Raw genomic sequence first — 6,000 nt, 5'->3', positions numbered from 1 at the left:
CATCCGAACTAGACACTCCGATGATCACTGACGAGCTGCGAGCCCCTCACTCTCGGGTCGGCCCAGCCGCGAACCCCGCTCAAGTTCGAAGAGCCCACATCACGCCCTCAGTAGGTACTCAGCCAAGCGAAGCGGCGGTGGAGATCGCAGTCTGGCAATAGCTTGGCCTCACATCTGCGGCTGGCTCACGCGTTCAGGGTCTTGCCCTGCTCGCGCTGAAGGCGACAGACCGGTACCAGTGCTGTCCATCAGGGGGCTGATGGCGACACCCGTGTCAGGAGCGAAAGAGTCCTGCGTGGATGATGTGATCACACGGTGTCGGGGGGTGGCTGATGAGTGTGGTGGCAAGCCTGTTGGCGCAGGTGCCGGCGCTGGTCGGTGTCCTGGTCGGCACGGTCGGCACCATGGTCGCCACGACTGTGGGCGAGCGCGCCCGCTGGCGGCGGGGCCAGACCGTCCGGTGGGACGAGCGCCGTCTCGACGCGTACGTCGATTTCACCAGGGCGGTCAAGGAGATCCACGCCGTGGCGACCCAGATGCTCGGCGATCACCGGCCCGGGGCGCGCCGGCCGTCGCTGGACCGGGACGAAGGATTGGCCCGGCTGGATGAGGCGGATGTCCGCCACACGTTGACCTGGGAGGCGATGCTCCTGCTTGGTGACGAGGGCACGGTTCGCGCCGCCTCGGAGTGGCGGGACGCCGTCCGCGATATCGAGGGGGCCGCCCGGGCCCTGCCGAGTCCGCCGATCGGCCTTCCCGAGCTGATACGCCGCGCCGACCAGGGGCGTGACGACTTCTACCGTGCCGCGCGCGGCAGTCTGGGTGTCCGCGGGGGCCCGGTGGACCAGGTCCGTCGTCCGTTGCCGAGTCCGAGCGCTCCCGAGCCTGAGGTACGTGCACGTACGGCGAGGCAGTAAGCAGGTGGAGAGGCCTTCCTAGGCGCCATCGGACCGTTATGGGGCACCGCGCCCTGAGTAAGCGTTGGCGCGTCGTCGTTCGTCGCCCATCTGCCGCCGCTGATCTGGTGTCAACGCACCCTGGCACGCTGCTGAAGGCGGAGGCGATTCGCGGGTGTCCGCGGATTCAACGGGCCTGGGTGTGCGGCGGGGCGAGCGCCCGCGGGACCAACCGCCACGCGATCACGTTGGACAGGGCGATCCCGGCCAGCACCACCGCGACGATCACGGCGACCACGATCGGCGGCAGCCTGAGCGCCGCCGGGGCCAGCGCGGCGAGCAGGAACACCCCGACGGGGCGGGACCAGATGAGTTGGATGGCTGGCCGGTCCGGGTCGTACCTGTTGGTCGTCCAGACCGTCCGGTACCAGAGCCACCACATGGCCAGCATCAGCACCAGCGTCGTCCAGGTGTTCAGCCAGGTGAAATTCTCGAGCAGCCGCTCGGAGAACCGGGTGAACGCGAAGACGAACACCACGTCGAAGAACAGCTCCACGAAGCCCACATGCCCCGGACGGTGCTGGCTCCCTACGGCCGTGGCCGAGCCACCCGACCTGGCCACGCTGGATCACCTGCCTTTATCCCTTTTCGGATGATATTCCTCCAAATTATTGTCGGTAGGAGCCGTGGTGAGGGGCCGAAGTGGCGACGTGCCGAGCGGCGCCGGTCACCTGGGGGAACATGTCCCGCTCGCGGTCCCCGCCGTTCCAGGCGGGTACCACCCGGCGGAGGTGCTCCGCGGTGAGGAAAGCGAGCCGGAGGTCGACGGGCAGCCCGTCGTACGGCGAGACCTGCGACGCGTGCGCGGCGTTCGCCCGTTCCCGCTCGGCCAGATACCGCCCGGTGTCCACGACCGTGGTGATCAGCTCCTCCGGGGTGCCGGGCACGTCCGCCTCGAGATGCTGCGAGGTCGGGTGTTCCCGGGCGATGTGTTCGAGCCAGCGGCGCATGAGGACTTGTGGGAGGCAGTGCAGGTAGAGCCGGTCCACCTGCCAATGGGCCTGCTGGGCCGCGGCGAGGGTTGCGTCCCGGATCCGGGCGTGGTCCCGGTGCCCGTCACCGGCGTCGAGGGTGACGAGCACGTGCGGCTGGAAATCTTCGAGACAATCCCTGACCCGGTCGCATACGTCGGCGAACTCGGCGCCGGCCAGGGTGTCCGGCCCGGCCGGCCCGGACATGCCGGAGTCGGCGAAGTCGAGCACGTCCACCCGCGACACCCGCAGCAAGCGGGCCGCGGCGCGTAGCTCCCGCTCGCGTACGGTCGGGAGTTCCTCCCGGGTGACGCCGCTGCCGGGCGCCGGCTGTCCGGCCTCGCCGCGCGTCGCGCAGCACACCGCGGTCGTGGCCCCCGAGGCCGCCGCATGCAGTAGCAACGACCCGCAGCCGAACGTCTCGTCGTCCGGGTGTGCCACCACGAGCATCAGTCGCGGTGGCACACCCGCGTCGATCACCGGGCCGTGCACAGGAAGTCCTCGATGGCCGTCGCTACCTCGTCGGGTACCTCGAACATGGGGAAGTGGCTGCGGGCCGCGAGGCGGTGCGCGCGGAACCAGGAATTCTCGACGCCGTACTCGCGTTGCGCCGCGAGCACGCCGTCGTCCGCGGGCTGAGCGTAAAGGTGCAGCGTCGGACAGGGCACGTCGAGCCGCTCCAGCGCGGCCAGTGGGGTGCCCTCGGCGGTGAAGGCGGCGTAGATCTCCCGACCGGCCCGCCGCCAGTGGCGGAAGCCGTACGCGGCCATGCCGGCGATGTAGCGGTGCAGCGGCGCCACGTCGATGCCGGTCGTCCACATGGCGAACAACGCGGAACGCACCTGCTCCCACGCCTGCGGCTGTTGCAGGCCCGCGAGCGCGTCGAGGAATCCGGGCGGCGGACCCAGCACCATCCAGTCGAGCAGCACGATCGCCGGCACCCGGTCGGCACCGAGACGCCGGCGTAGCTCGATCGCGGCCCAGCCGGCGTGGGAAAGTCCGACCGGCACCACCTGCTCGGCGCCGGTCCGCTCAAGCAGGGCGATCGCGTCCGCCACCACCTCGCCGGTGCCGAAATCCGTCTCGGTGCGCTCGGACTCACCGTGGTCGCGCAGGTCCATGGAGATCGCCCGGCGGTGCGAGGCCACCCGCGGCAGCAGCGGGTCGAACACGGTGCGGTCGCCGCACCAGCCGGGCAGGAACAGCAGCGCCGGTCCGCCGGTGCCGAGGTCGTCGTACGCGACCTGGGCGGGGTCGGTGACGGTCATCGTTTTCGCCCTCCCTTCTCGATACTGCCCTCTGCAGTATCGACGGCGGCGAGTAGACACTGCCCAGGGCAGTATGTCAACGTTGCTGTCATGACCACGACCGGAGCCAGAACGACCACCTCCTACGCGCTGCTGGGGCTGCTCGCGGTCCGCGACTGGACGACGTACGAGCTCGCCAAGCAGGTCAAGCGCAGCCTCAACTGGTTCTGGCCCCGCGCGGAACGCAAGCTGTACGACGAGCCGAAGCGGCTGGTCGAGCAGGGCCTGGCGACGGCGACCAGAGAGCGGACGGGCCTGCGGGGGAGAACCGTCTACCGCATCACCCCGCAGGGGCGCGCGACCCTCGCGGAGTGGCTGAGCGAGCCGCCGGCGCCGCGCAGCATAGAGTTCGAGGGCATGGTGAAGGTCTTCTTCGCCGATGCGGGGTCACCGGACCAGCTGCTTGCCACGCTGGGCAGGATCGAGGACGAGGCGAACGGCCGGATCGCCGAGCTGGCGGCGATGGCAGCGGCGCGGCCGATACCCTTCCCGCAGCGGGCTCACCTGAGCGCCATCGGGCTGCGGCTGCAGTACGAGCAGGAGAAAGCGGTGCTGAGCTGGGCACGCTGGGCCAGGAAGCAGATCACCCAGTGGAACAGCACGACGGATCCCGGCGCCTGGGACTCCCTTCGCCAGCTCGACGAACTGGCGGGCAGGCAACGCCGCCAGTGACCGGCCCTCCGGCATGATCCCCCGTCCTGGTGGTCCAGGTCAGCGGTCGGCCTCGACGTGGGCGACCACGATCGTGCGTCGCTCGCCGGAGTCGAGCAGGAAAGTGACTCGGTCGCGGTCGTTGTGTGCCGCGAAGCGGTTGTCCACCGGCACGGTGGACCAGGTGTGGTCGGTGCGGACCAACCGGACGCCCTGTGGGGTGGCGATGAGCAGCGCGTCGTCGCTGACCCAGAGGAGCCAGTAGATGTCCGTCACCCGGTGGATGGGCACGGCCTTGCCCGGGTCGTTGAGGTCGCCGAGCAGCAGCTCGACACCGCTTTCCGGGAGCTCGTTGCGGTAGGCGAAGTGGCGCCCACGGACGGCGGCGTACGCCGCCCGCTCGGGGAGGTTGAGCGCGGCCGGCGCCGACCCGTCGAGGGGGACCCGGATGAGCTGGTGCCCGAAGCGGGGTGAAGAGCCGATCCAGGCGTCGTCGGCGGCGGTGAGGGATCCCGGAGGCAGGTCGTCACCGCCGAGCTTCGTGGTCCCGCCGTCCGGGCTCCAGCGGATCACACGGGACTCGGTTTCGCTGATGGACTGCCACAGCACCGCGTCGGCGGTGACGACCGGGTCCGGAACGATGAACTGGACGCCGGGCGCGCGACTGCGATCCACCTCGACGTCCTTGCCGTCGGGGAGCGCGCGGGCGAAGACTGCCCAACTCCAGCAGTACTGCGGGTTGTCGGGGCAGGTCTTGTCGGGCTCGGCCTCCGGCCAGGACTCCACCCGTACGAGGTGTTCCCCCGTGCCCGTGTCGAGCACCACGTTCGCGGTGCTGGACGCGCCGCGTACGACGGTTCGTCTGACATCGATGTTGTTCGTCTTGAGGTCCACGACGGCGTACCGGCCGAACTGGTCGGCCGGCTGCTCTCCGTCGAAGGGATCCATCCCGTCGGGGACCAGCCCGAACGCCAGATGGCCTCCCCCGGCCCGGGAGCCGTAACGCCACGGCCACATCCCGGCCGGCAGTCGGACCGCCGCCTCGATCCGCAGAAAGTCCGGCAACCCGAGCGTCGCCCCGGCAATCGGCTCCGCCCGGACGGCCGACCGCGGCCGCGTGTCGCCGGGCCAGCACGCCGTGCAGGCGAGCGCCAACAGCGCAACCACCCAGCCGCTGATCACTCGCCTGCATCGCATCAACGCACTACCAGATCATTTCGTGGTTGTTGATTGCGGCGTCGTACATCGTGCCGGACGCCGTGCCCGTGTGCCGGATGTTGTCCCAGGGATCGTAGATGTCGAGGTTCCACACCTTTGTGGCGGTCGCGTAGCCGTAGGAGGTGACGGAGTGGCCACCGCTGACGTTGCTGTACCAGGGCAGCTTCGACATCTGCACGTTGAGGATGGACGGCGCCGCGTAGGTGACGATCCCGGCCCGGAGGTACGTCCGGTAGTTGTCCAGCGTCATGCCGGTCGACCGCACGTAGTTGTTCTTGCTCTGGTACGCGTTCAGCGAGGGTGCGATGTTGGTCGTGACGGTGCCGCTGGACGTTGTGTCCATGCGCCAGGCAAGTGTGCTCTGGCTGGGCACAGTGGCCGAGAGCGCGGACAGTGCCGCGCGGCCGGCGGCGGGCGAGCACCAGTAGTTCGTCTCTTGCGCCTGGGTCGTGATCGTCAGGCGCTTGGACTCGCTGGTGGCCAGCACCGAGAACCCGCCGCCGGCCGAGGCTTGGGTCTCCTTGTTCCGAGCCGTGGCGTCCGACGGGGCATTGTTGGGCAGGACGCCGCCGGCGGAGACCGGGCTCGACCCGGTGCCGGCGCTGGCCGGGCCCGCGAATCCCGCGACGACCAGGCCCGCGGCCAGCACTACGGACACTGTCCTTTGTAGAATTTTTGACAACCTGATACACCCCTTCGAGATCGATGTTGATGGTTGGGATGCTATCGGGTCCGGTCGATGCATGTGCCCCGCGACTCGCCTGATCGTCAGGCGTAGCGGGGGCCGTGTCGCGTCCCAGGGCGCGGACACCTGTTGCCGACCATCGGTCAACGTCACTACATTGACCGGCGGGCGCCGCCCTGTGGCGGCTGCATTTCGAGCCCGAGCCGGGCATC

General features: G+C 69.6%; 7 protein-coding genes. 2 read left to right on the top strand and 5 right to left on the bottom strand.

Annotated features, from left to right (window positions below):
• Positions 1–332 precede the first annotated feature (332 nt).
• Complete coding sequence (locus tag AB0C02_RS26055) at positions 333–917, top strand: hypothetical protein (RefSeq protein WP_357551569.1); 585 nt, start codon at positions 333–335, stop codon at positions 915–917.
• A gap of 166 nt (positions 918–1,083) precedes the next feature.
• Here AB0C02_RS26055 and AB0C02_RS26050 read toward each other — a convergent pair whose 3' ends face one another.
• From AB0C02_RS26050 to AB0C02_RS26040, 3 genes are read right to left on the bottom strand one after another with little or no spacing between them, the layout of a single operon-like run.
• Positions 1,084–1,518, bottom strand: coding sequence for a low temperature requirement protein A (locus AB0C02_RS26050; protein ID WP_357551568.1), 435 nt, complete (start codon positions 1,516–1,518; stop codon positions 1,084–1,086).
• Between the two features lie 46 nt (positions 1,519–1,564).
• Positions 1,565–2,419: a PIG-L family deacetylase gene (locus AB0C02_RS26045; protein WP_357551567.1), complete on the bottom strand. Its 855-nt coding sequence runs from the start codon at positions 2,417–2,419 to the stop codon at positions 1,565–1,567.
• The gene (locus tag AB0C02_RS26040; RefSeq protein WP_357551566.1) at positions 2,404–3,195 is read right to left on the bottom strand and encodes an alpha/beta hydrolase; all 792 of its coding nucleotides are present in this window, start codon (positions 3,193–3,195) and stop codon (positions 2,404–2,406) included. Before AB0C02_RS26040 ends, AB0C02_RS26045 begins: the two co-directional genes overlap by 16 nt.
• 90 nt (positions 3,196–3,285) lie before the next feature.
• On the opposite strand from AB0C02_RS26040, the gene AB0C02_RS26035 reads away from it, so the two are divergent.
• Positions 3,286–3,906 carry a PadR family transcriptional regulator gene (locus AB0C02_RS26035; RefSeq protein WP_357551565.1) on the top strand — a complete coding sequence of 207 codons (621 nt, stop codon included), beginning with the start codon at positions 3,286–3,288 and terminating at the stop codon, positions 3,904–3,906.
• Positions 3,907–3,945: 39 nt separating this feature from the next.
• Here the strand turns inward: AB0C02_RS26035 and AB0C02_RS26030 are convergent, their stop codons facing one another.
• Positions 3,946–5,067, bottom strand: coding sequence for a hypothetical protein (locus tag AB0C02_RS26030; protein WP_357551564.1), 1,122 nt, complete (start codon positions 5,065–5,067; stop codon positions 3,946–3,948).
• Positions 5,068–5,089: 22 nt separating this feature from the next.
• Complete coding sequence (locus tag AB0C02_RS26025) at positions 5,090–5,752, bottom strand: C39 family peptidase (RefSeq protein ID WP_357551563.1); 663 nt, start codon at positions 5,750–5,752, stop codon at positions 5,090–5,092.
• Positions 5,753–6,000: the final 248 nt, after the last annotated feature.

The sequence above is a fragment of the Micromonospora sp. NPDC048999 genome (assembly GCF_040649295.1).
Lineage (GTDB): Bacteria > Actinomycetota > Actinomycetes > Mycobacteriales > Micromonosporaceae > Micromonospora.
This window is presented reverse-complemented; position numbering and strand designations above follow the sequence as displayed.

Excerpts from the sequence above, each read along its gene's own strand:
- AB0C02_RS26035 (WP_357551565.1), top strand. The coding sequence starts at position 3,286 with ATGACCACGACCGGAGCCAGAACGACCACCTCCTACGCGCTGCTGGGG.
- AB0C02_RS26055 (WP_357551569.1), top strand. The coding sequence starts at position 333 with ATGAGTGTGGTGGCAAGCCTGTTGGCGCAGGTGCCGGCGCTGGTCGGT.
- AB0C02_RS26040 (WP_357551566.1), bottom strand. The coding sequence starts at position 3,195 with ATGACCGTCACCGACCCCGCCCAGGTCGCGTACGACGACCTCGGCACC.